Annotated in this window: 18 protein-coding genes; 6 read left to right on the forward strand and 12 right to left on the reverse strand. The window is 71.0% G+C overall.

What is annotated here, in order from left to right; genetic code table 11:
- Positions 1-38: 38 nt before the first annotated feature.
- Entirely contained in the window at positions 39-3,047 is a 3,009-nt protein-coding gene (locus ACTWQC_RS04885) for a D-alanyl-D-alanine carboxypeptidase (protein WP_443314263.1), read from the reverse strand.
- 297 nt (positions 3,048-3,344) lie between these two features.
- Here ACTWQC_RS04885 and ACTWQC_RS04890 point away from each other — a divergent pair, with 297 nt between their 5' ends.
- The 3 genes from ACTWQC_RS04890 (at position 3,345) to ACTWQC_RS04900 (ending at position 5,818) form a co-directional block, all read left to right on the forward strand.
- A complete protein-coding gene (locus ACTWQC_RS04890; protein ID WP_443314264.1) occupies positions 3,345-4,070 on the forward strand; it encodes a GOLPH3/VPS74 family protein in 726 nt (241 codons plus the stop codon).
- Positions 4,071-4,554: 484 nt separating this feature from the next.
- Positions 4,555-5,412, forward strand: coding sequence for a helix-turn-helix domain-containing protein (locus tag ACTWQC_RS04895; protein WP_443314265.1), 858 nt, complete (start codon positions 4,555-4,557; stop codon positions 5,410-5,412).
- A gap of 196 nt (positions 5,413-5,608) precedes the next feature.
- Positions 5,609-5,818, forward strand: coding sequence for a DUF397 domain-containing protein (locus tag ACTWQC_RS04900; RefSeq protein ID WP_443314266.1), 210 nt, complete (start codon positions 5,609-5,611; stop codon positions 5,816-5,818).
- Positions 5,819-5,988: 170 nt separating this feature from the next.
- Here the strand turns inward: ACTWQC_RS04900 and ACTWQC_RS04905 are convergent, their stop codons facing one another.
- A complete protein-coding gene (locus tag ACTWQC_RS04905) occupies positions 5,989-6,840 on the reverse strand; it encodes a hypothetical protein (protein WP_443314267.1) in 852 nt (283 codons plus the stop codon).
- A 170-nt stretch (positions 6,841-7,010) separates the two neighbouring features.
- On the opposite strand from ACTWQC_RS04905, the gene ACTWQC_RS04910 reads away from it, so the two are divergent.
- Positions 7,011-8,201 (forward strand): aminotransferase-like domain-containing protein, encoded by a 1,191-nt coding sequence (locus ACTWQC_RS04910; protein WP_443314268.1) that lies wholly within the window; start codon positions 7,011-7,013, stop codon positions 8,199-8,201.
- 260 nt (positions 8,202-8,461) lie between these two features.
- The gene (locus tag ACTWQC_RS04915) at positions 8,462-9,586 is read left to right on the forward strand and encodes an ADP-ribosylglycohydrolase family protein (RefSeq protein WP_443314269.1); all 1,125 of its coding nucleotides are present in this window, start codon (positions 8,462-8,464) and stop codon (positions 9,584-9,586) included.
- Between the two features lie 15 nt (positions 9,587-9,601).
- Here the strand turns inward: ACTWQC_RS04915 and ACTWQC_RS04920 are convergent, their stop codons facing one another.
- The 4 genes from ACTWQC_RS04920 to ACTWQC_RS04935 all read right to left on the reverse strand — a co-directional run bounded on the left by ACTWQC_RS04920 (position 9,602) and on the right by ACTWQC_RS04935 (position 16,218).
- Positions 9,602-11,161: a sodium:solute symporter family protein gene (locus ACTWQC_RS04920; protein ID WP_443314270.1), complete on the reverse strand. Its 1,560-nt coding sequence runs from the start codon at positions 11,159-11,161 to the stop codon at positions 9,602-9,604.
- 399 nt (positions 11,162-11,560) lie between these two features.
- Positions 11,561-12,346: an SDR family oxidoreductase gene (locus ACTWQC_RS04925; protein WP_443314271.1), complete on the reverse strand. Its 786-nt coding sequence runs from the start codon at positions 12,344-12,346 to the stop codon at positions 11,561-11,563.
- A gap of 143 nt (positions 12,347-12,489) precedes the next feature.
- Positions 12,490-15,111 (reverse strand): bifunctional FO biosynthesis protein CofGH, encoded by a 2,622-nt coding sequence (locus ACTWQC_RS04930; RefSeq protein WP_443314272.1) that lies wholly within the window; start codon positions 15,109-15,111, stop codon positions 12,490-12,492.
- Between the two features lie 246 nt (positions 15,112-15,357).
- Entirely contained in the window at positions 15,358-16,218 is an 861-nt protein-coding gene (locus ACTWQC_RS04935; RefSeq protein WP_443314273.1) for an LLM class F420-dependent oxidoreductase, read from the reverse strand.
- A 107-nt stretch (positions 16,219-16,325) separates the two neighbouring features.
- Between ACTWQC_RS04935 and ACTWQC_RS04940 the strand changes: the two genes are divergently transcribed.
- Positions 16,326-17,861, forward strand: coding sequence for a CehA/McbA family metallohydrolase (locus ACTWQC_RS04940; protein WP_443314274.1), 1,536 nt, complete (start codon positions 16,326-16,328; stop codon positions 17,859-17,861).
- A gap of 208 nt (positions 17,862-18,069) precedes the next feature.
- On the opposite strand, the gene ACTWQC_RS04945 is transcribed toward ACTWQC_RS04940, so the two are convergent.
- The 6 genes from ACTWQC_RS04945 to ACTWQC_RS04970 are packed head-to-tail and all read right to left on the reverse strand — an operon-like array spanning position 18,070 to position 24,406.
- The gene (locus tag ACTWQC_RS04945) at positions 18,070-19,077 is read right to left on the reverse strand and encodes a Gfo/Idh/MocA family protein (RefSeq protein ID WP_443314275.1); all 1,008 of its coding nucleotides are present in this window, start codon (positions 19,075-19,077) and stop codon (positions 18,070-18,072) included.
- Positions 19,047-20,423 carry an NDP-hexose 2,3-dehydratase family protein gene (locus tag ACTWQC_RS04950; protein ID WP_443314276.1) on the reverse strand — a complete coding sequence of 459 codons (1,377 nt, stop codon included), beginning with the start codon at positions 20,421-20,423 and terminating at the stop codon, positions 19,047-19,049. Before ACTWQC_RS04950 ends, ACTWQC_RS04945 begins: the two co-directional genes overlap by 31 nt.
- On the reverse strand, positions 20,420-21,724 hold the full coding sequence (rfbH, locus tag ACTWQC_RS04955; protein WP_443314277.1) for a lipopolysaccharide biosynthesis protein RfbH: 1,305 nt from the start codon (positions 21,722-21,724) through the stop codon (positions 20,420-20,422). The genes ACTWQC_RS04950 and rfbH overlap by 4 nt, the downstream gene beginning before the upstream one ends.
- Before the next feature lie 6 nt (positions 21,725-21,730).
- Positions 21,731-22,744: a dTDP-glucose 4,6-dehydratase gene (gene rfbB, locus ACTWQC_RS04960; RefSeq protein ID WP_443314278.1), complete on the reverse strand. Its 1,014-nt coding sequence runs from the start codon at positions 22,742-22,744 to the stop codon at positions 21,731-21,733.
- Positions 22,741-23,796, reverse strand: coding sequence for a glucose-1-phosphate thymidylyltransferase (locus ACTWQC_RS04965; RefSeq protein WP_443314279.1), 1,056 nt, complete (start codon positions 23,794-23,796; stop codon positions 22,741-22,743). The genes rfbB and ACTWQC_RS04965 overlap by 4 nt, the downstream gene beginning before the upstream one ends.
- A 13-nt stretch (positions 23,797-23,809) precedes the next feature.
- The gene (locus ACTWQC_RS04970) at positions 23,810-24,406 is read right to left on the reverse strand and encodes a dTDP-4-dehydrorhamnose 3,5-epimerase family protein (RefSeq protein WP_443314280.1); all 597 of its coding nucleotides are present in this window, start codon (positions 24,404-24,406) and stop codon (positions 23,810-23,812) included.
- Between the last annotated feature and the right edge of the window lie 3 nt (positions 24,407-24,409).

Here is a 24,409-nt window from a genome sequence, read left to right on the forward strand (position 1 = left end):
GCTCACGCGCGCGTGAGCCGGGGCTGCGGGCGGGCCGGTCAGAGAATGCGGGTCAGCTTGTCCCCCAAGCCCGGCTCGACCAGGTCCTTCTGGAGCGCGATCGGCACCTTCACCTGGCCGAGACCGTTGCCCACGGTCATCGTGCCGACCTCGGTGCCGGCCTTCGCCACGTGCGGAACCGTCTTCCCGTTGTCGGTCAGGGCGATGTCCACGGTCAGGCCCGTCCAGCCGACCGCCGAGACGTCCTTGGTCGCGACGACCGGAGTCGTACCGCCGAGGCCGTCGTCGACCTGCCCCACGACGTCGCCCTTCTTGACGACCTTGCGGGAGGTGAGGGCGTCGCCCGCCGCGGTGATCAGCGGCTTGCTCGCATCGACGGCGCCGGTCAGGATCGAGTTGTCCGAGGGGGCCGGGGGCTGCCGCAGCACGGCGCCGATGATCAGCTGCGTGGTGCCGCCGACCCTCTTCTCGGCCGCAAAGAGGAGATTGCCCTGCGCGGCCGTGCTCGTACCGGTCTTGATGCCCACGCCGTGGAAGGGCACGAGACGGTTCCAGTTCTGCTGGACCGTGCCGTTGCGGTCCTTGTAGGAGGGCTGGGCCACGATCTCCCGGAACACCGGGTCCTGCATCACCTTCCTGCCCAGCTTGACCTGGTCCTCGGCCGTGCTCACGGTCGTCGCGTCGAGGCCGCTCGGGTCGGTGTACGTGGTGTTCTTCATGCCGAGGTCCTTGGCGGCGTCGTTCATCTTCTCGACGAACGCCTTCTCCGAGCCGTTCGCGTCCCAGCGCGCCAGCAGCCGGGCCACGTTGTTCGCGGATGCGATCATGATGGCTTGGAGTGCCTCGTACTCGGTGAGCGTCTCGCCCTCCTCGGTCTCCACGACCGACTCGTTCTGGGCGCCGAGCTTCGCGTCGTCCTCGGCCTTCTTGTCGACCGGGATGGTGTCGCCGTGAGTGCCCTTCTTGAGCGGGTGGTCCTTGAGGATGACGTACGCGGTCATGGTCTTGGCCACGCTCGCGATCGGCACCGGCTTCTGCTCGCCGAACGTTCCGAAGCTGCCGAGACCGTCGACCCCGACGGCCGCCTGGCCCGTGGCGGGCCACGGCATCGACGGCTTCGCGCCGTCGAACTCGTAGGTGGTGCGCGCCGTCAGGTCCAGCGTCGGCTCGGGCAGCGGGCGCAGCGCCTGCACGGTGGCGAGGATGACCGCGAGCAGCACGGCGAGCGGCGTCCAGATCTTGATCCGCCGCACGATCGTCCGGAGCGGAGTCTCCGGCGGCGGCGGGGTGTTCGTCAGCTGCGCGAGCAACTCGAGCGGAGCGGGGTCGGGCAGCGGTTGCTGCTTGGTCCGCTCGGACTCGGGAAGCGAGGGCGCTGCGCTGGGCTTCGGCGGCGCGCCGGTGGGCTGCGGGGGGACGGCGGGGGTGTCGGGCTTGGCGGGCGCGGAAGACTTGGCCGGCGCGGGGGCCTCGGTGGGCTTGGCGAGCGCGGCGGACGCGGACCCGGCCTTCGCCCCGGTCGCCTTTTCCGCCTCCTTCGCGTCCTTGGCCTTCTCCGCCTCCTTCGCTTCCGCATCCTTCGCTTCCGCCTCCTTCGCTTCCGTCGCCTCGGCCGTGCCGACCGCCGACCGCGGCTTGCGCTGCGCCAGGTCGTCGGACTTCAGCGGTACGAACCGGCTGGTCCGCTCGGCCTCACGCTCACCGGCGCGGCCGCCCCGCCCACCGCCGCCCGGGCGAAGGGTCTTGAGAGCCGCGGTCGGCTGGTCGACGGGCTTTTCGGCGCGCGCGGCAGGCGCCTTGTCGCTCCCGGCGTCACCGCCGCCCGATTCCCGGGTCTCGGGCCGCACGGCCTTGAAGGTGGTGGTCGGTTGATCCACGGGCTTCTTCGGCGCCGCATCCTCCGGCGTACCGGCCCCCTTGCCCGGCTCTGAGGGCGTCTCATCCTCCGCAGCCTTACCCGAAGCACTCGGCGAGGCCTCCGCCTGGGCCTCCACGGGCCTCCCTGGCGCGTCCTCAGCCGAGCCGGAGGGTTTCCTTCCGCCCGACGGCTGTACGGCCCTGAAAACGCCGGTGGGCTGATCCACCGGTTTCTTCGCCGCAGCGCCCTCCGGCTTACCGGAGCCCTCGCTCGTATCGGTGCCGCTCGTACGGGCGCCCTCGCTCGTACCGGCGTCCGATGCGTCCTCCAATGCCTCCGACGGCTTCGTCGAGGCGTCGGCGGAGGCGTCCCGGGCTGCCTCGGAACCCGGCTCGTTCGCGGTCGGCTCCTTCGGCTCCTTCGGCTCCTCGGTCGGCTCGCGGTGTGTGCCGACGGCCATCGTCGGGCGGTCTGCGGGGCGGCGCTTCGGGAGGTCCGTGTCGGGCTTGCCGGAGCGGTCGGCCGCCGACTCGTGCGGTGCGGAGTCGCCCGCCGCGGAGTCGTCGGCCGCCTTCGCGGCCACCTCCGCCTCGTGCTCCTCCCTCTCCCTCCCAGACGGTGCCGCGTCGGCGTCGGCGTCCGTACCCGCGTCCGCATCCCCGTCCCCGTCGGCGCTAGCCACCCAGGCCGCGACCGCCGCCCTCAGGCGCGAGTTGCCCTGGTCGTCGCCCGCGCCAGACGTGGCGGCGGCGTCCTCAGCGGCGTCCCCACCCCCGGACTCCTCGTCCGCCGGAGCCTCATCCCGTGCATCCGCCGGGCCTTCGTCCGGGGCCTTGTCCGAGCCCTCGTCGAGGGCCTCGTTCAGGCTCTCGTTCGGGCCGTCGTCGGGATCCTCGTCCAGGCTCTCGTCCGGACCGTCGTCCGGACCGTCGTTGGGGGCCTCGTCCAGGCTCTCGTCCGGAGCGTCGTCGAGGCCCTCGTCCAGGCCCTCGTCCAGGCCTTCTTCCGGACCCTCTTCCGGGCCCTCGTCCGGGCTGTCCGTGGTGGACGAGGATGAGCCGCCGAAGACGGCGAGGCGCGGATCGCGTTCACGCTCGGGCCCGAGCTCGCGCTCGCTCCCGCCTTCACCTCGAGCCGCCTCCCCCGACGACTTCCGCTGCTCCGACTTGCCGGGGGACTCGCCCGCCACCGATGCCTCCTTCGTACGTCGCGCGGGACGCGGGCGCCTCTCCATGCCGCCCCGTCCCGCTGCCGCTGCCCATCCGCTCTACCAGTTTCCTGCCCGGCCGCGAGTGCCCCGCGCCGCCACGCTGCCGCCGTCTTTCGCGGCTTTCTCGCCGGACGGCGCTCACGTGCTGTTCACACGCTGCCCACGGGCAAGACGAGAACGACATACCTACCGGTTCCCGTACGAACCACCCAGGCGCTCTCGACAGATAAGTGTGAGAGGGGTCACCCTGTCATTCATCCACGCGGGGAGGCATGGATGGGCAAGAGCCGCAGAACAATTCCGGAGGAGCTTCTACTGCTCGCCTTGGACCCGGCCACGGGAACCACGGCGCAGCCGCAGTCGCTCGACCTCGGCCTTGCCGGGGCCCAGCTAGTAGAGCTGGCCTTGGCCGGGCGGATAGCCCCAGACGGGGATCGTATCGCCGTGGTGCTGCCACGGCCGACAGGAGATCCAACCCTGGACTCCGCACTCGAGCTGTTGCGCCGACGCGGCAGCCCGGTTCGCGCTGTCCACTGGATCGGCGGGCCCCGGCTGGGGCTGCGCCAGACGTATCTCACGCATCTGGAGCGGTGCGGCATGGTGCACGCCGTTGCCGGCCAGATGTGCGGGGTACTGCCGACGACTCGCTACCAGGCGACGGATACGGCGATCAGCCGGGAGATCAGGGCCCGGCTGGACAGTGCGATCCGCACCGGCGTACCGCCGGACCCGCGGACCGCGGCGCTCGCCGCCCTGGCCCACGCGGTCGGGCTCGGCAAGCACCTCTACCCCGGCAACGAGGGGCGGTCCTCCCGCTCCCGGCTCCGGGACCTGATCAGGCACGACCCGATGGGCGGCCTGGTCGCGCACGCCGTGATGGACGTGCAGAACGGCGTGGCCGCACAGCCTCGGCGCACACCTGCGCGGGGACGTGCGGGTGAGCCCGCGGGCGTCCCGGTGCAGACGCGCCGCGGTGGCATGGCCCGCGCCGTGGCCCACTGAAAGGCACCGCTGGAAGGCGCGCCTGCCAGACACGGCCGACACGGCCGACACGGCTGAAAGACAACCGAACAGCAGCAAGGAGCACACAACTCCACCCGACCGCACCGCAGTCCCCCATGACCCGGTTCGGGAGCCGCACCACGCGCGCGGGGTGACGGGCCAGGCCGCCCGGACGACGGCCGGTCCAGCCACCCCGCGCGCTTTCACGTACGCGGTGCGCGCGTTCACGTACGCCCCCAAGCCCGGCCGCGTTGCCCCCAAGCCCCGCCGCGTACGCCCGCAAGCCCCCGCACAGCCCGGCACGGGCCACGTACATCCCCGCCGCCAAACCTGCGGCACCATCCCGTGTCAAGTCCCTTGCAAGCCCGCCGTATAGCGGCCTGTGCTCAGACCGGGACCCTCTGTTGCCATTTCCCAGCGCCGCCATGGCCAGAGGTGGCAGTCTGCTGGACAAACAGCGGTACAAGTCGGAGGTGGAGTCCCCGTGGCGTCCAACGTCAATCCCACGGTCAGGCGACGCCGGTTGGGTCAGGAGCTGCGCAGGCTCCGCGAGGTCAAGGGCATGACGGCCGAAGAGGTGGCGGAGCGGCTGCTGGTCTCCCAGTCGAAGATCAGCCGTCTCGAGAACGGCCGCCGCAGCATCAGCCAGCGTGATGTCCGCGACCTGTGCGGGGTCTACGAGGTCGAGGACCACCGGATCGTCGACTCGTTGATGCAAATGGCCAAGGATTCCCGCCAGCAGGGCTGGTGGCATGCCTTCGGCGACATCCCGTACAGCGTCTACATCGGCCTGGAGACGGACGCGGCGTCACTGCGCGTCTACGAGCCGCAGATGGTGCCCGGCCTGCTGCAGACCCGGCCGTACGCGGAAGCGCTCATCACGGGCGCGCTGCCCGAGGCGGCGTCCACCGAGATCGACAAGCGGGTGCAGGTCCGGCTCAGGCGGCAGGAGCGGATCCACGCGGAGGAGTCCCCGCTGCGGCTGTGGGCGGTCCTCGACGAGTCGGCGCTGCGCCGGGTCGTCGGCAACCGCGATGTCATGCGCGAGCAGCTCGAGGCACTGATCGAGCTCTCCCAGCTGCCGCATGTGACCGTGCAGGTCATGCCGTTCTCAATGGGCGCGCACCCGGGTGTGAACGGACAGTACGCGATCCTGGAGTTCCCGGACGCGGCCGATTCGAGCGTGGTGTATCTGGAGGGCGTGACGAGCGACCTCTACCTGGAGAAGGCGAACGACGTCCAGAGCTACAGCGTCATGTACGAGCACCTGCGGGCCCAGGCGCTGAACGCCAACCAGACACGGGAGTTCATCACTGAGGCCGCCAAGGAGTACGCCCGCTGAGGCGGTGAAAGAGCGGGAAGAGCGCAAGATACACCCGAGCCGGGCCATTCCGGAAGATTTGCGCGCGGTAAGCCATCCGGTCGAGTGAACGGCCCCCGCGCAAGACGATGTTGGCGAGTAGCGTCGATCACGACTTCACATCGGCGCCTTCAAGATTTGGCGTATAACTCACCAACTGGCATGAACCGGAGCAGACATGGCAATTCGGCAAGGCTGTGCGGACACCTGGATCAAGTCGTCGTACTCCGGCGGCAACGGCGCCTGCGTGGAGGTGAAATCCCCCGCTCCACTCACCGTCGCGGTGCGCGACTCCAAGGACCCGGAGGGCCCCTCGCTGGCCTTCTCCCCGGAGTCCTGGACGGCATTCGTGACCGAGGTGAGCCGGGGAGCGTTCCACCTGGGCTGACCGGCCTCACGCAGCTCCCGCGCATCCCGCGCATCCGCAAGAACTTACGCGGCAACACCCCAGAGCCCTCTCGACTGGTCGCCGTCCCGGCCGAGGGGGCTCGGTCCTGCTCGCTCCACTTCACACCACTTCGCACAGCTTCACACCGCTTCTTCGCGCCGCGTACGATGTCAGCGCAGCTCGTCGACGTAGCGGTCGGTCCCCGGGACGGTCGGAGTGAAGGGGGCGACCAGCTCGACGCGGCCGAGACCGGCGGCCGCGACCTCCGCGTCCAGGCCCGCGCAGCTCTCCGCGAAGCACTCCCGCGGATCCCGCTCCAGGAACCACAGCAGGGTCAGCCGGGTGTCCACGCCCTCCACCTGCTTCACGTACGACATCCGGTCGAGCGGCAGCGGCGTCGGGCGGAAGATCGTCACCATCGCCGCCGCCGAGCCCTTCAGCCGCTTCGGGAGGTGCTTGGCGCGCAGCCACTCCAGCAGGGCCCCGCGCTGCTCCGGGCCGTCCGCGTCGATCACCTCGACGACGAGCCCGGCGTACGGGTGGTCGAGGGCGTGGAAGTCGCGCGGGCCTGCCGCGCCGTCGCGGTAGACGGTCGCCTCGTGGTCCTGGAAGGCCGTGAAGACGTGTGTACGGGCCTGGTGGACGCGGCCGTCGCGGTTGAGGCGCTTGTTGATGGCGACGGTCCACCGCATGTGGTCGTCGTAGCGGCCGTCGGTGATCCAGTAGACGGTGATGTAGCAGCCCGCGGTGACGGGCTCGGCGACGGCCGACTTCTCCGGGTAGCGGAGCAGCTGGAGTTCGCGGGTGGCGACCCAGCGGCGGCCCGCGTACATCCAGGGCATGGCCATGGCGCCGGCGATGAAGTGGTCGTCCTCGTACCAGCGGTTGTACGCGTACTCGTATCCCGGGTGCGGCTCGACCATGGTGATCAGGGCGTGGCCCGGGTGGACTCCGTACGGCCCGACGGCGGCCAGCTCCGCGTAGACCCCGCTGCGTGTGTCGTCAGTGATGTCGTCGGTCATGCCACAGGTGTAGCTGACGTTGCGTCAGATAGGGAGGGGCGCGGCGGCGCCGACCACATCGCGGACGACCCGAGGGTGCCGACCGCATCGCGGAACAGAAAGGTGGCGGCTACACCTTTCCCGTACAGTGCACGGCACCCCCACCCCCGTACGAGCCAAGGAGCACGCTCATGCCGCCGCGCGCCGCCGTCCCCGGTCTCGCCGCCCGCGCCACCTCGGTGGCCGGGTCGCCGGTGCGTGAGATCCTCGCGCTCACCGCGCGCCCCGAGGTGATCTCCTTCGCGGGAGGGCTGCCCGCGCCCGAGCTGTTCGACACCGGGGGGCTGTACGCCGCCTTCCAGCAGGTCCTCGGCCCGGAGTCCGCCCGGCGCAGCCTGCAGTACTCCACCACCGAAGGCGACCCCGGCCTGCGCGCCGCCGTCGCCGCCCGGATGACCGGCCGCGGTCTCGCGACGGACGCGGAGCAGTTGCTGATCACCAGCGGCTCGCAGCAGGGGCTCACGCTGCTGGCCACCGCCCTGCTCGAGCCGGGGGACGTCGTCCTGGCCGAGGACCCCGGCTATCTCGCCGCCCTGCAGTGCTTCGCCTTCGCGGGCGCCCGCGTCGTACCGGTGCCGTGCGATGACGAGGGCCTGGATCCGGCGGCGCTGGAGGAACTGGTGGACCGGGAGCGGCCGAAGCTGCTCTATCTCGTGCCGACCTTCCAGAACCCGACGGGGCGCACGCTGCCCGCCGCGCGCCGGCGCGCGGTCGCGGAGGTGGCGGCACGGCGCGGGCTGTGGATCGTCGAGGACGACCCGTACGGGGAACTGCGGTACGACGGTGATCCGGTGCCGTGGATCTCCTCGTACGAGGAGGCCGCCGACCGCACGGCACTGCTCGGCAGCTTCTCGAAGATCATGGCGCCGGGGCTGCGGCTCGGCTGGCTGCGCGCCCCGGCCGCGCTGCGCCGGGCGTGCGTCGTGGCCAAGCAGTCGGCCGATCTGCACACCTCGACCGTCGACCAGGCGGCCGCCGCGCGCTACCTCGCGGAGGCGGACCTGGACGCCCACCTCGCGCGCGTGCAGCGGGCCTACCGGGAGCGGCGGGACGCCCTGCTGGCCGGGCTGCCGGACGCGCTGCCGGTGGGGTCGCGGTGGACGAGTCCGGAGGGCGGGATGTTCGTCTGGGCGACGCTGCCCGAGGGGCACGACGCGACGGCGCTGCTGCGGGCGGCGGTCGAGCACGACGTGGCGTACGTGCCGGGCGCCCCCTTCTACGCCGGCCCGGCGGACCCGGCGACCCTGCGGCTGTCGTTCACGACGCACACGCCGGACGAGATCGCGGAGGGGCTGCGGCGACTGGCCAAAGTCATGCGCTGACACGGCACAGCCCCTGCGTCTGGGCACGCCCCCCAGCCGGGCCGGGCACAGCCTTGATGCTGGGCAAGCACGAGGGGTGCTCACCGCCCGCTGCCCCGCCGACCGCCGACCGCCCCGAACCGCCGGCCGCCGGCCACCAGCCGCCGCCCCAGGGCTGTGACCTTGGCTTTCGGCGGCGGACCGGAATCGATCGTCCGGGGTCGATTACAGTGCAGAGCCAGATCAGGGGCCGAGCATCGATCACGGAAAGGGGCGCCCCCGTGACCGCAACCGCCGCATCCGCGACCGCCGTGTGGGGCCGCGCCGAGCAGCAGGACTTCCGCAGCCGCGTGCGCGGATGTCTGCTCGGCGGTGCGATCGGGGATGCGCTCGGCGCGGGCATCGAGTTCGACTCCCTCGAGGACATCCGTACGAAGTACGGCCAGGACGGCGTCACCGACTACGTACCCGCGTACGGGCGGCGAGGCGCCGTCACCGACGACACCCAGATGACCCTCTTCACCGTCGACGGGCTCATACGGGCCCAGGTCCGCCGCGACACCGGCGCCTGGCACCCGCCCACCGACATCCACCGCGCCCACCTCCGCTGGGCCGCCACCCAGCACGACTGGGGCCCCGACGAGCGCCGCGCGGAGGACGGCTGGCTCGCCCGCGAGGAGTGGCTCTACGCCCGCCGCGCTCCGGGCCGCGCCTGCCTCAGCGGCCTCGCCGACGACGTCATGGGCACCCTGGACAGACCCAAGAATCCCGACTCCAAGGGCTGCGGCGCCATCATGCGCTCCGCGCCCTTCGGGCTGCTCGTCGGCTGGGAGCCGCAGCTCGTCTTCCAGCTCGCCGTGGAGTGCGCTGCCCAGACCCACGGCCACCCCACCGGCTACCTCGCGGCCGGCGCCTTCTCCGTCATCGTCCACAGCCTCGCCCGCGGCGACGATCTCGACAGCGCCGTCCAGCACGCGCTGCGCCAGCTCGCCACCCGCCCCGGCCACCAGGAGACCACCGACGCCCTGCGCCAGGCCCTCGGCGCCGTACGTCAGGGCCTGCCGTCCGCGGCCCGCGTCGAGTCCCTCGGCGAGGGCTGGACCGCGGAGGAAGCCCTCGCCATCGCCGTCTACTGCGCCCTGGTCGCCGAGGACATACGCCACGGCCTGCTCCTCGCCGTCAACCACAGCGGGGACTCCGACTCCACCGGCGCCATCTGCGGCAACCTGCTCGGCACGCTGCACGGCGAAACGGCCCTCCCGCCCGGCTGGCTCGCCGAGCTGGAGGGCCGGTCCACGATCCTGGAAATCGCGGACGACTTCGCCATGGAGATGACCCAGGGCCCGGCGCTCCACGGCCCCGCGGCCTCCTCCCCCGGCTGGCTCGCCCGCTACCCACGGGCCTGATCCGCGCCCAGCCTGCTAGTCGGCCGACTCCCCCACGACCGTCGTGTCGCCTGCCGCCGCCGGTGCCGGCACGGCCGCCGCGGCCGTTCCCTGGCCGCTACCACCACCGTCGGAGTTGATCCTGGCGAGGATCTCGTCCCGCTCCGGGGTGTCCTCGGGCCTGATGAAGCCGATCACGACGTAGAGGAAGAGCGAGACCGCCAGCGGCGCGGCGACCTGCCACTGCAGCTCCACGCCGTCCACCTGGTAGTTCAGCACGTAGAACGCCACCAGGCCCATCGCCCAGCTGACCAGGGCCGCCGTGGGCCCGGACCTGCGGAACGGCCGGAGCATGCCCAGCATCAGCGGGATCGCGATCGGACCCATCAGCCCCGCCACCCACTTGATGACGACGGAGATGATGTCGCCGAAGAAGCCCGAGTCGACCTGGGTGGCGATGGCCATCGAGAGCCCGAGGAAGAGCAGCGTCGTCCAACGGGCGGCCAGCAGCCCGGTCCTGCTGCTCCACTGCCGCACGCTGCGCGAGACGGCGGGCATGATGTCGCGCGTGACGACCGCCGCGATCGCGTTCGCGTCCGAGGAGCACATGGCCATCGTGTGCGAGAAGAAACCGACGATGACCAGACCCAGCAGGCCGTGCGGCAGCAGCTGTTCGCTCAGCAGGGCGTACGAGTCGGCAGGCCTGTCCGTCTTGACGAGCAGTGGGGCGACCCACATGGGGAAGAACAGAACGAGCGGCCAGATGAACCACAGGGTTGCGGACAGCCGCGCGGAACGCTTGGCGGAGGCGGCAGAGTCGGTGGCCATGTAGCGCTGTGCCTGGTTCCACATCCCGCCGTTGTATTCGAATGTCTTGATGAAGAGGTACGCGAGCAGGAAGGTCATGGTGTACGGGCCGACCGTCGGCTCGGAGTGCGTCTCCGGCAGGTCGTCCCATACGGTCCACAGCGCGCTCACGCCGCCGAGTTCGGCCAGGACGGCCACCAGCATCGCGAGGCCGGCGAGGAACTGGATGACGAACTGGCCGAGTTCGGTGAGGGCGTCCGCCCAGAGCCCGCCCACCGTGCAGTAGACGGCGGTGACCGCGCCGGTGATCAGGATGCCCTGGTTGAGGGAGACACCGGTGAAGACGGACAGCAGGGTCGCGATGGCAGCCCACTTCGCTCCCACGTCCACGATCTTCAGCAGCACACCCGACCAGGCGAGCGCCTGCTGCGTGGGCAGGTTGTAACGGTTCTTCAGGTACTCCAGCGGCGACGAGACATGCAGCCTGCTGCGCACCCGGTTCAGCCGCGGCGCGAAGAGGTTCGCACCGATGGCGATGCCGATGGCGATCGGGAAGGACCAGGTGACGTACGAGGTGATGCCCCACTCGTACGCGATGGCCGCGTAGCCCGTGAACATCACCGCGCTGTAGCCCGACATGTGGTGCGAGATGCCCGAGAGCCACCATGGCATTTTGCCGCCCGCGGTGAAGAAGTCGCTGACGTCGCCGACGCGTCTGTGCGACCAGATGCCGATGGCGACCATGACGCCGAAGTATCCGATGAGCACGGCCCAGTCGAGACTGTTCATGCCCCCTCCAGGGGTCCGCCTTGTGAACGGGGAGCGCACTTCGCCGGTACGTCCGCGGGGCGGTGCCCCGTACGGGAGCGGGGACTTCGGGGATTGAACCGCTTGATCCGGCGGGTAGTCAAGGGCGTTGGTGGTCACGAATGTGAACTCAGATCAGAAAGTCGAACGAATTTACTCGCTCTTGACCCTCAGGGGCGTTGTCCCCGGCGCGACGGCGCACACAGGATGAGCGGGCACTTCGCCGGGGGCAGCCGACTGCGCCGGGAGGCCGCACGGGCCGCGGGAACCCGTGCGGAGGAGGGGAGGGACGCACGTACCGGAGCCACTCTGGTCGGACCCACTTCGGACCGCCGCATCAGCCGCACGTACCGGATGCGAGAACAGGTCTCAGGTCAGCGTTCAGCGCATCAGTTCACCAGCGTTGACCAGGAGCGACTGGCCGGTGATCGAGCGCGCCCGGTCGGAGGCCAGGAAGACCGCGGCCTCCGCCACGTCTCCGTCCGTCGCCAGCTCCGGCAGGGCCATCCGGTCGGTGAGCCGGCCGAGCACCTCGTCCTCGGGCACACCTTCGGTGTGCGCCGTGAACCGCACGTACGCCTCCACCGGCGGGCCCCACATCCAGCCGGGCTGCACGGTGTTGACGCGGATGCGGAGCGGGCCCAGCTCGCGGGCGAGCGAGTACATCGCGGAGACGAGCGCTCCCTTCGAGGCCGCGTACGCCGCCTGCTGGACCTGCGTAGGGGCGGCCACCGAGGACTGGGTGCCGATGATGACGACCGAGCCGCCGCCCCGCTCCTTCATCGAGGGCAGGCACGCGCGCGTCATCCGCAGCGTCCCCAGCAGGTTCACGTCGACGACCTTCGCCCAGGTCGCGAAGTCGGCGTCCTGGAGGCCGCCGAAGTACGCGTCGAGCGCGGCGACATGGACGACGGCATCCACCCCGCCGAACCGCTCGGCCGCCAGCGCTGCCAGGGCACCGCACTGCCCCTCGTCGCCAATGTCCGTGGCCAGCCATGCGGTCCGCGTGCCCGAAGGGTCGACCTCGGCCGCGGACTTGGCGAGGTTGGCCTCCGTGCGGGCGCCGAGCACGGCGTTCGCCCCGTCCCGTACGCAGGCGGCGGCGAGCTGGTGGCCGAGCCCCGCGCCGACCCCGGACACGATCACGGTCTTCCCGTGCAGCAGCATGGTCGCCTCCCGGACGGACGGCACCGGATGGACGGCACCGGATGGACGGCACCGGAAAAGGGGTAACTGACGGCGCGTCAGAGTACGGCTGCGCGCCGGGGAAGGCCATACACGCAGCAGAAGAGCCCCCGGGGGCAGAGCCGCTATTCGGCGCTCAGCACCGGCAGCAGCTCCGGCAGGTGCCCGTCCGATGTCATCGCCGCCTCCTGACGCTGGGCCGGGACCTCGCCGTACGTGGTCGTCCTGGGACGGGACGGGCGGCCCGCCGCGTCGGCGATGGCGGCCAGGTCACGGATCGAGCGGTACGAGCCGTAACTCGAACCCGCCATACGGGAGATGGTCTCCTCCATGAGCGTGCCGCCCAGGTCGTTGGCCCCGGAGCGCAGCATCTCGGCAGCGCCCTCCGTGCCGAGCTTCACCCAGCTGGTCTGGATGTTGCGGATGTGCGGGTGGAGGAGGAGGCGAGCCATGGCGGTGACGGCGCGGTTGTCGCGGGTCGTGGGGCCGGGGCGGGCGATGCCGGCCAGGTAGACGGGCGCGTTGGTGTGGACGAAGGGCAGGGTGACGAACTCGGTGAAACCGCCCGTCTCCTGCTGGATTTCGGCCAGCAGCCTCAGGTGGCCGAGCCAATGGCGGGGCTGGTCCACGTGGCCGTACATCATCGTCGAGGAGGAGCGGATGCCCAGCGAGTGGGCGGTCTTGATGACCTCGACCCAGGCGGCCGTGGGCAGCTTGCCCTTGGTGAGGATCCAGCGGACCTCGTCGTCGAGGATCTCCGCGGCGGTGCCGGGGATGGTGTCCAGGCCCGCTTCCTTGGCGGCTGCCAGCCACTCCCCGATGGGCATCCCCGTGCGCGTGGCGCCGTTGACGACCTCCATGGGTGAGAAGGCGTGCACATGCATGCCCGGGACGCGCTCCTTCACGGCGCGCGCGATGTCGAAGTACGCGGTGCCGGGCAGGTCGGGGTGGATCCCGCCCTGCATGCAGACCTCGACCGCGCCGACGTCCCAGGCCTGCTGGGCGCGGTCGGCGACCTGGTCCAGGGACAGGGTGTAGGCGTCGGCGTCGGTACGGCGCTGGGCGAAGGCGCAGAAGCGGCAGCCCGTGTAGCAGACGTTGGTGAAGTTGATGTTGCGGGTGACGATGTAGGTCACCTCGTCGCCGACGGCCGCGCGGCGCACGTCGTCGGCGATCCGGCACAGCGCGTCCAGGGCCGGGCCTTCGGCGTGGAGGAGGGCGAGGGCTTCGGGGTCGGTGAGCCGGGTCGGGTCGTCGGCTGCCACGGCCAGGGCCGACTTCACATCCGCGTCGATACGGGACGGGACCATGCCGGGGGCCGCGGCCTCGCGCAGCGCCTCCCAGTCCCCGTACACCTCGTCGAAGTCGTCGCGGCGGTCGGCGGTGCGGCCTTCGGTGTCGATGGTGTGGTGCAGGTCCGTGCGGCCCGACGAGACGAAGCCACGCCCGTCAGGGCTCATCGACGCAGTCTCGGGCTCCTGCCAGGGGTGGCCCTCCACCACGGCGTCCTCGCGCGCGAGGCCGGTCTCCGGCTCGGCCAGGGCGGTCACGTGCGGCAGCAGGCGGGGGTCCAGCCAGGGCTCGCCGCGCTGAACGAACTCCGGGTAGACGGCGAGGCGTTCACGCAAGGAGAAGCCCGCGGCGGCGGAGCGTTCTGCGAGCTCGTCGATCTGCGGCCAGGGGCGCTCGGGGTTGACGTGGTCCGGGGTGATCGGGGAGACGCCGCCCCAGTCGTCGATACCGGCGCCGATGAGCCGCGCGTACTCGTCGTCCACCAGGTTGGGCGGCGCCTGGAGGCAGCCGGAGGGGCCCATGATGTGCCGCGCGACGGCGACGGTGGCGACCAGTTCGTCCAGTTCCGCGTCCGGCATGCCGCGCATCGCCGTGTCCGGCTTGGCGCGGAAGTTCTGCATGATGAGTTCCTGGATGCCGTGGTACGCGCGCGAGACGCGGCGCAGCGCGAACAGCGACTCCGCGCGCTCCTCGTAGGTCTCCCCGATCCCGATCAGCAGCCCGCTGGTGAAGGGGACGGAGCTGCGCCCGGCGTCCTCCAGGACGCGCAGCCGGACGGCCGGCTCCTTGTCCGGGGAGCCGTAGTGCGGCCCGCCGGGCTCGCTCCACAGCCGTGTCGCCGTGGTCTCCAGCATCATGCCCATCGACGGGGCGACGGGCTTGAGCCGCTGGAAGTCCGTCCACGTCATGGCGCCGGGATTGAGGTGCGGCAGCAGCCCGGTCTCCTCCAGGATGCGGATCGACATCGCCCGTACGTACGCGATGGTGTCGTCGTACCCTTCGGCCTCCAGCCATGCCCGGGCCTCGGGCCAGCGGTCCTCGGGGCGGTCCCCCAGGGTGATCAGCGCTTCCTTGCAGCCCAGTTCCGCGCCGCGCCGGGCGATGGCCAGGACCTCGTCCGGGGACATGAACATCCCATGGCCCGCCCGGCGCAGCTTGCCGGGGACGGTCGCGAAGGTGCAGTAGTGGCACTTGTCCCGGCACAGGCGGGTGAGCGGAATGAAGACGCTCTTCGAGTACGTGATGACGCCGGGGCGGCCCGCGGCTTCGAGTCCGGCGTCGCGCACGCGGGCGGCGGAGGCGCACAGGTCCCGGAGGTCGTCGCCGCGGGCCTGGAGCAGCACGGCGGCCTCGGCGACGTCCAGCGCCACGCCGTCGCGGGCACGGCGCAGCGCCCGCCGCATGGCGTTCGCGGTCGGTGCGGACTCCTCGGACCCCTGCGCGCTCGTCGTCATCCCCTGAGCATACGAGCGCCCTCGGACAGTGCTCGGCTCCGCGGGTCGTACGGCCGTGTGCACATGGTCACGGCCGTACGCGCCGTATGCCGGGAATACGCCTGACTGCGGCGCGGCCGCGCGCGCCTGCGGCGGGGGTCCCCCCAATCCGGCATCCGCCCTCCGCCATCCCCCATCCCTCCGCCAGGGCGGCCCTCGCCGGGCCTAAGGAACGTAGTCCCTGGGCGCCGGCGAGGGGCGGCGGCTCTACAGGTACTGCGCGTACGCGTCCAGCGTGCGCAGGACCTCCGCCTCGTCCGCCGACGGCAGTTGGAGGACGACCTCCGCGAAGCCCAGGTCGCGGTAGTGGGCCAGCTTCCCCGGCGAGGGGTGGACGGCGTACGGCACGACCTGCGGCCCTTCCGGACCTCGTCCGGCCTGCTCCCATGCCTCCCGCAGCGCGGGAACCGTTTCGGTGAGGCCGCGGCCGCCGATCGGCATCCATCCGTCCGCGTACTCGGCGATATGCGCGAAGAGCTTGGGCCCCGCGCCGCCGCCGATGAGGGTGCGCGGGCCGGTGAGCGGGGGCGCGCCCTTGCGCTCGCGCGGCTTCTGTACGGGTTTGGGGTGGGCGTGGCTGGCACGTACGGACCCGAACTCGCCCTCGTAGGCCGTCGGCTCGTCCGCCCACAGGGCCCGCATCAGGGCGACCCGGTCGCGGCCGAGTTCGCGGCGGCTGCGCCAGTCGACGCCGTGGTCGGCGGCCTCCTCCACGTTCCAGCCGAAGCCGATGCCCAGGGTGAAGCGGCCGCCGGAGAGGTGGTCGAGGGTGGCGATCTGCTTGGCGAGGCCGATGGGGTCGTGCTGGGCGACGAGGGTGATGCCGGTGCCGAGCGCGATCCGCTCGGTGACGGCCGCGGCCTGGCCGAGGGCGATGAGGGGGTCGAGGGTGCGGCCGTACTCGCGAGGCAGCGGGCCGCCGGGCGGGTACGGGGTCTCACGGCTGATGGGGATGTGGGTGTGCTCGGGGACGTAGAGCCCGGCGAATCCGCGCTGCTCGAGCTCGCGCGCGAGTCGGACGGGGGTGATGGTCTCGTCGGTGAGGAAGATGGTCGTCGAGATCCGCATACGCGTATGTTCTCGTGCCGTCATCGAGTTATCCACAGGCCTTCTCCTCCGTGTCACAGGCGCGTAGAACGGTGTCGAGCGGCACTTCCGACTCAGGGGGGATCCACATGGAACGGCGCGATGTGCTGAGGCTCTCGGCTGTCGCCGGTGCGGCGGGGGCGCTTACGCTCGGGACTGTGACGTTCGCCAGAGCCGAGGAGCGCGACGGCGGCGGTGAGGAGACGAGGACCGTCACCGGTCACCTGCCGACGGGCTCGCCCGACTTCGTGTATCTCCCCGTCGAAGTGCCCAGCAGGGTCCGCGAGATCGCGGTCTCGTACAGCTACGACAAACCGGCGGTCCCGCCGGGCACGCAGGGGAACGCGTGTGACATCGGTATCTTCGACGAGCGCGGTACGGATCTCGGCGGCCGGGGCTTCCGTGGCTGGTCGGGTGGGTTCCGCTCGGAGTTCGCGATCAGTGCGGAGCAGGCGACGCCCGCCTATCTCGCGGGCCCGGTCCTGCCGGGCACCTGGCATGTCGTCCTCGGTCCGTACACGGTGGCGCCGCAGGGGCTGAACTACGAGGTCACGATCACGCTGAGGTACGGCGAGCTGGGATCCCCCATGCCGGAGGCCTCGGGAGAAACCCCGAAGCCCGTCTATCCGCCGCAGCGGGCGAAGGGGCGCGGCCGGGCCTGGTACCGGGGCGACTGCCACCTCCACACCGTCCATTCGGATGGCAAGCGGACCCCGGCCGAGGTGGCGGCGGCGGCGCGGGCCGCGGGGCTGGACTTCATCACCACGACCGAGCACAACACGTCGTCCGGCCACGGCGCCTGGCAGGGGCTGTGGGGTGACGACCTGCTCATCCTCACCGGCGAGGAGGTCACGACCCGGAACGGCCACGTGGTGGCGCTGGGCATCGACCCCGGCACCTTCATCGACTGGCGCTACCGCGCGCGGGACAACGCGTTCGGCTGTTTCTCCCGGAAGATCCGCGAGGCGGGAGGTCTGGTGGTCCCGGCGCATCCGCACGCGACGTGCATCGGCTGCAACTGGAAGTTCGGCCTCAACGACGCCGATGCGGTGGAGGTGTGGAACGGGCCCTTCACCCCGGACGACGAGGTGACGATCGCCGAGTGGGACAACACCCTGGTGGCCGCCATCCGCGGGCGCGGCCGCTGGCTGCCCGCCATGGCCAACAGCGACGCGCACCGCGAGCCCCAGGTCGTCGGCCTTCCGCAGACGGTCGTCCTGGCCGACGACCTCTCGCGGCCCGCGATCCTGGAGGGCATCCGCGCCGGGCGCAGCTGGATCGCCGAGTCCTCGGCGATCCAGCTGGCCTTCCAGGCGAGCGGAGGCCGGGGGAAGCACGCGGGGATCGGCGGCCGTCTCGCAGTGGACGCCGACGACGAGGTGACGGTGCGCCTGGAGGTCTCCGGCACCCCGGGCTGCTCGGTCCGGTTCGTCACGGACCAGGGCCAGCTCTACGCGACTGCGCTGCCCGCCTCCGGCGCGGGGACGGTCGAGTGGCGGACGACGCCTGCGTATGCGGCCTATGTGCGGGCGGAGATACGGCACGCTCCGGCGGACGGCGGCGCGAGCGGTCTGCCGGGACCGATGGCGGCTCTGACGAACCCGATCTTCCTCGGGCGGGAGTAGGTCATGGTCCGGATGCCGAGGTTGGCCGGGCTGTTCTGATCCGTCCGGCGGGCCCAGCCCTGCTGACCGGCCGCCGCCACCAACCCGGAGGCACTGTGAGCCGATCCGGCCAGCGGGCGCAGCATGCTGGAACTGCGCACGTGGCCGGGCGGCAAGGCGGCCGTCGAGGCCACGGGGCGGGAGGTTCACAACACTTCCGGGCTCGCGCTCAGCTGGACCCAGCGGTCCGCCGTAGGCGGTCCAGGAGCATGGCCTGGCGCAGGCTTTCCGGTCGGCCCAGGCTCATACCGGCGCGTGCAGCCCGAGCGAACGCCGCAACGGTTTCCGCCACTTGGTCGTGTGGCGCGAGCACGGGCTCGCGGACCTCCGTGCCGGTCTCCAGCCGGATGGCGGGCCGAAGGCCGGCAGGCGAGGTGAACGCGCGGTCCACTGTGATCCGGCCCCGGCTGCCGCAGATCGTGTAGCTGGAGCGGTAGCCGTGGTCGAGACCGAAGGTGAGATGCGCGGTGACGCCTCCCCGGGTGCGCAGCAACGCCGCGCCCCCGGTGTCCACGGCGAAGCCCGGATGAGCGGTGAGGACGGCGCCGACGACCTCGAGCTCGGTCTCCAGCAGGTGCATGGCAGCCCGCACCGGGTAGACCCCGGTGTCCCACAGCGCACCGCCGCCCAGCCCGGGGTCGTAACGGATGTCGTCCGTGGCACGCCGCGGAACGGTGAACTCCGACTGGAAGGAGCGGAGTTCACCGATCGCACCCTCGGCGACGAGCTTGCGCACCACGTCGTGCTGGTGGTGATGGACGAACATGACGTTCTCCATCAGCGCCACCCGGCGCTCGCCGGCCAGCTGGAACAGGCCCGCGGTCCTGGCCGGTTCCAGGGTCAGCGGCTTCTCGGCCAGCACGTGCTTGTCCGCCCGCAGGGCCGCCTCGACCCACTCGGCGTGCAGCGCGGCGGGCAGCGGCACGTACACCGCGTCCACCGTCTCGTCGGCGAGCAGGGCCTCGTATCCGCAGACCGCGCGGCAGCCGTAGGGGCGGGCGGTCTCCTCGGCCTGGCCGGGGTCCCGGCTGGCGACCGCGACCACCTCGACGTCCGGGCACGCTGCCATGGCCGGGAGCATCCGGCGCCGGGCGATGTCCGCGCAGCCCAGCACCCCGATCCGTACGGGGCGCGCCGAGGTTGCCATCAGCAGCTCACCGCCTGTGCGTTCAGGCACGCGAGCAGCGTGCGGGCCTGGACGTTGACGTAGTGGCCGTGCCGGGCAAGGGAGTTGAGCTGGCCGGGCGTAACCCAGCGGTAGCCGGGCGGGACCGCTACCTCGTCGTCGGCGTCGACGACGAGGTAGCGGGACTCGGCATGGAGAAAGCGGCCGCCCTCCTCGGAGTGGACGGCCTCGTAGCGGATCCGGTCCGGCCCCGCCGTCAGCACCCAGTCCAGGAACGGCGGCCGGTCAGCGCCGGTCAGGTGCGCGTAGTTGCCCGGCGCGTACTGGACGGTGGGCCCCAGCTCGACAGTGTCCAGAAAGCCGCCCTCGACCCGGGCGTGCGCCAGCACGTGCGGCACACCGTCGATCCGGCGGGTGAGGAAGGCGGCCACGCCCCTCTCGACCGGCTCGAACAGCGGCTGGCTCCAGCCGGTCACTTCTCGGTTCCCGGCCTCCACCTCTACGGCCACCACCCGGAAGTACCGCCCGTGCTCGTGCTCGATCGCCCACGCGTTCCGCTGCCAGCCGGCGACCTGGGCGAGCGGGATGCGTTCGATCCGCACCTCGTGCCGGGACCGCTCCCCCGTGAACCAGGACAGCAGCTCGGTGTCCGAGTGCAGCGCCTCGCTCTCCGGGTACACGGCCGGTGCGCAGGCCAGCACGGTACGGGCGTCCATGTTGACCACGTTGTCGCGGCGCAGCAGCTCGCCGATCTGGCCCAGGGTCAGCCAGCAGAAGTCCGGGTCGAGCGGCACGTCGTCGGTCGTTTCAACGAGCATATTCCGGTTGGACTTCCGGAAGAACCAGGAGCCGTGCTCGGACTGCAGCACGTCCGCCAGCACCCGCCCGCAACCCGGTGCGGTGAAGTGGTCGATGTACTTCACGTCCGCGCCGCGGTGGACCTTGGTGTAGTTGGACCGGGTCGCTTGCACGGTCGGCGAGAGTTGCAGAAGGTTCCGGTTGCCGGGCTCCATCTTCGCCTGCATCAGGAAGTGCAGCACCCCGTCGAACTCCTTGGCCAGGATGCCCAGGATGCCGACTTCGGGCTGCTTGATGATCGGCTGCCGCCACTCCCGCACCGACTCCCCGTCCACCCGCGCGTGCAGCCCTTCCACGGTGAAGAACCGCCCGCTTCGGTGGGCCAGATTTCCGGTCGTCTCCTGGAAGAACCAGCCGTCGAGCTGGTCGAACGGGATCCGCTCCACCGCGAAGCGGTGCGCACGGGCCCGCTGCGCCAGCCACTCGGCGACATCCTCGGTGCGCAGCTGGGCACCCCCGTCCCGTTCGGCCGCGGATCGGGTCAGACGGCCGGGCAGCCCGATGTCCTCGCGGGGGCGCAGGGACGCGGCCCTGGTCATCCGTGCCTCCCCACGAACTCCTTCACCGAATCGACGACGTAGTCGATCATTTCGTCGGTGAGCCCCGGGTAGACACCCACCCAGAAGGTCTGCTCGGTGACCAGATCGCTGTTGGTCAGCTCGCCCACCACCCGGTGCGGCCGGTCCACATAGGCGGGCTGCCGGGTGAGGTTGCCCGCGAAGAGCTGACGGGTGCCGATCTTGCGGCTCTCCAGGAAGTCCACCAGGGCGGCCCTGCTGAACGGCGCGTCGGGGTCAACGGTGATGACGAAGCCGAACCAGCTCGGCTCGCTGCGCGGCGTCGGCTCAGGCAGCAGCAGGTGCGGCACCCCGTCCAAGCCCTCACGCAGCCGCCGCCAGTTGCGCCTCCGGGCCGCGATGAAGCCGTCCAGCTTGTCCAGCTGGGTCAGTCCCAGGGCGGCCTGCAGGTCGGTGGCCTTCAGGTTGTAGCCAACGTGGGAGAAGATGTACTTGTGGTCGTAGCCCTTGGGCAGCTTGCCCATCTGGTAGTCGAACCGCTTGAAGCAGGTGTTGTTCTTGCCCGGCTCGCACCAGCAGTCCCGGCCCCAGTCGCGAAGTGACTCCACGACCCGGGCCAGCTTCAGGTCCGAGGTGAGCACGATGCCGCCCTCTCCCATCGTCAGGTGGTGGGCGGGGTAGAAGCTCACCGTGGTCAGGTCGCCGAACGTGCCGGTGAGCCTGCCGTCGTAAGTGGAGCCCACGGCATCGCAGTTGTCCTCGACGAAGAGCAGGCCGTGGTCCTTTGCGAGCTGGGCGATCTCGGCGACCTCGAAGGGGTTGCCGAGGGCGTGCGCGATCATGATCGCGCCGGTCTTGGGACCGATCGCCTGGGCGACGCGGTCGGCGGTGGTGTTGTAGATGCCCAGCTCCACGTCGACGAAGACCGGGATCAGGCCGTTCTGCACAATCGGGTTCACGGTGGTGGGGAACCCCGCGGCGACGGTGATCACCTCCTGCCCCGGCCTCAGCCGCCGGTCGCCCAGCGTGTGGGAGGTCAGGGCGGTCAGGGCCAGCAGGTTCGCCGATGAGCCGGAGTTCGTCAGGTGGGCCTTGCGCCGCTTGAGCAGCCGGGCGAACCGGGATTCGAACTTACGGCACCGGTCCCCGGCGGCGATCCGCATGTCCAGCGCCGCCTCCACAAGCGCCGCCCGGTCGTCGGCGTCCAGCACCGCGCCGGAGGGCCAGATCTCGGTGACGCCGGGCACGAAGCCACCGTCGCGCTGGACGTCCAGGTGGTGCTTGCGCGTCTCGTCCAGCACCAGTGCCTTGTGGTCACTCATGTCCGGTCACCTCTCCCCTGCGTTGTCGTCGTCGCGGCCCTCGCGGTCGGCGCTCCCGTGCTTGACGGCCTTCCACCAGCCGGGGTTGTCGCGGTACCAGTCGACGGTGCCGGCCAGTCCCTGGTCGAAGGGGATCCGCGGCGCGTAGCCGAGCTGTTCGCGGATCTTGGTGTCGTCCAGCGAGTAGCGCAGGTCGTGTCCCTTGCGGTCGGCGACGTGCCGGACCATGGACCAGTCGGCGCCGCACAGCTGGAGCAGCCGCTCGGTGACGGCGAGGTTGGTCTGATCGTTGCCGCCGCCGATGTTGTAGATCTCGCCTGCCTGACCCTTGGTCAGCACCAGCTGGACGGCCTGGCAGTGGTCGTCCACGTGCAGCCACTCACGGATGTTGCGTCCGTCCCCGTACAGCGGCACCCGCTCGCCTTCCAGGAGGTTGGTCACGAACAGCGGAATCAGCTTCTCGGGGTGCTGGTAGGGGCCGTAGTTGTTGGAGCAGCGGGTGATCGACACATCGAGCCCATGGGTGCGCCAGTACGCGCGGGCCACCAGGTCAGAGGCCGCCTTGGAGGCGGCGTAGGGCGAGTTGGGCGCAAGCGGCCACTCCTCGGTCCACGACCCCTCCTCGATGGAGCCGTACACCTCGTCCGTGGAGACGTGCACCACCCGTTCGACGCCGACCTCGAGGCAGGCGTCCAGCAGCGTCTGCGTGCCGCCCGCGTTCGTGCGCACGAACGCGGCGGCGGACTGCAGGGAACGGTCCACGTGGGATTCGGCGGCGAAGTGCACCACCGCGTCGTGGCCCGGCAGCAGGTCGAGCAGGAGCGGCAGATCGCAGATGTCGCCGCGGACGAACTCCAGCCGGGGGTGGGAGGCCGGGAGGTTGTCCCGGTTCCCGGCGTAGCTCAGCTTGTCCAGGACGGTCACCCGGGTCCTCTCGTAGCCCGGATAGCCGCCGTCCAGCAGCGTCCGTACGTAGTGCGAACCGATGAAACCCGCACCGCCCGTCACCAGGAACTTCATGCCGCCACCTCGATCCGCGTGTGGTCGCCGACGACGAGCCGGTGCCGGGCTGAGGTGCCGACGCTGGCGTTCCGGCCGATGAGCGAGCCGTACAGCCCCGGAACGTTCACGATCGACGCGCCGTCGAGCACGATGGAGTCGGCCAGCCGGGTGTCGCGCAGCACACAATCGCGCCCGATGGAGGTGCCGGGCCCGATGTGGCTGTCCTCGACGACCGAGCCCACGCCCACGATGGCCGGGCCCTCGACCCGGGAACGCACCACGCGCGCCCCGGCTTCAATGAGAACCTGGCCGTCGAGCTCGCTGCGGGAGTCCACCTCGCCGACGATGCCGGGCCGCAGCGATTCGAGCAGCCTGCGGTTGCACTCAAGAACGTCCTCGGCGCGGCCGGTGTCCCTCCAGTAGCCGCTGTACTCGCTCGCCCGGACCTCGGCGCCCTGGGCCACCAGCCACTGGATGGCGTCGGTGATCTCCAGCTCGCCGCGCGCGCTCGGGCGGATCGAGGCGACCGCCCGGTGGATGGCCGAGGTGAAGAAGTACACGCCGAGCAGGGCCAGATCGCTGCGCGGCTGCTGGGGCTTTTCCACCAGCCGCTCCACCTGCCCCGCGGCGTCCAGCTCCGCCACCCCGAAGGCCCGCGGATCGGCCACCTTCTGTACGACGAGCTGCGCGGCCGGCCGCCCGGCGGTGAAGTCCTGGGCGATGTCGGCCACCCCTTCGGGCAGCATGTTGTCCCCCAGGTACATCACGAAGTCCTCGTCGCCGAGGAAGGTCCTGGCCAGGGTGACGCAGTGCGCCAGGCCCAGCGGCTCGGCCTGCGGGATGTAGGTGACGCGCAACCCGAGCCGCGAGCCGTCACCGATGACCTCGGCGATCTGTCGGCCCCGGTCGCCGACGACGATGCCGGCCTCGGTGACGCCCAGTGCGCGGACATTGTCCAGGACGTGTTCCAGGACGGGCTTGTTGGCGATGGGTATGAGCTGTTTGGGCATGGAGTAGCTGAACGGGCGCAGCCGGGTTCCAGACCCGCCTGACAGCACCAGAGCCTTCATGACGGTTCTCTCCTCACAGCGGTACGGAGTGGGTGACGCCGTCGCCCTCCCAGCGGGCCAGGACTCCGGCCGACTTGGCCTCGGCCACAGTGGGGGCCCTCGCGTCCTTGTCGGACAGCAGCGGCGGCTCCGTGAATCCCCAGGGAAGTGCGAGATCGGGATCCAGTGGGTCGATGTCGATCTGGGTGCCGGGCACATAGGTGCTCGTCAGCACGTAACAGATGCAGGTGTCGTCGGTGAGCGTCAGAAATCCGTGGCCGACGCCCTCGGGGACGTAGACGCCGCGCCCCGAGGACGCGTCCAGCTCGTGGACGGCGTACTGTCCGAAGGCGGGGGATCCCACGCGCAGTTCGACGACGATGTCGCGCAGCGCCCCCCGGACGCAGGTGACGTACTTCGCCTGGCCCGGCGGGATGGCCACCCCGTGGATGCCGCGCACCGTGTTACGCCTTGAGGTGGAGTAGTTGATCTGGCGAGGGACGAAGGGGTGCCCGAGGACCTCTTCGAGGACGTCGGCGCGCATTCCCTCGTAGAAGTTGCCACGCTGGTCGTGGAGTTGGTCCGGGGTGACGACGTATGCCCCGGGGACGGCCGTCTCCTCGATCCGCATGGC

Origin of the sequence: Streptomyces sp. 8N616 (assembly GCF_052246385.1) — a bacterium.
Taxonomy (GTDB): Bacteria; Actinomycetota; Actinomycetes; order Streptomycetales; family Streptomycetaceae; genus Streptomyces.